This window comes from Streptomyces sp. P9(2023), from assembly GCF_032436795.1.
Taxonomy (GTDB): Bacteria; Actinomycetota; Actinomycetes; order Streptomycetales; family Streptomycetaceae; genus Streptomyces.
In genome coordinates this window covers 1-231 of record NZ_JAUPWM010000898.1, presented here as the reverse complement: position 1 = coordinate 231, position 231 = coordinate 1, and the positions used below count along the sequence as shown (strand labels likewise).

Genomic DNA, 231 nt, shown 5'->3' with positions numbered 1-231 from the left:
AGATCGTAGCCATACTCGACATCGAGCTGGTATTCCGGGAAGAGCTCAACCAAGCGGCTCGCTGCGAGGTCCTCGGAAATCAGGACGCTCCGGCCAAGGGCTATGCCTTCTCCCCTGATGGCGGCATCAATGGCCATGCTCCCATGGCTGAAACCTTGCCCTCGTGTCTGGATCGCAGGCATTCCCGCCAAAGCGAACCAGTTCTGCCAATTCGCTTTCAAACCGTTTTCG

Annotated in this window: 1 pseudogene; it reads right to left on the bottom strand. The window is 57.6% G+C overall.

The annotated features are described in order from the left end of the window. Positions 1-231, bottom strand: a pseudogene (locus tag Q5762_RS39835) (hypothetical protein); the annotation flags it as partial.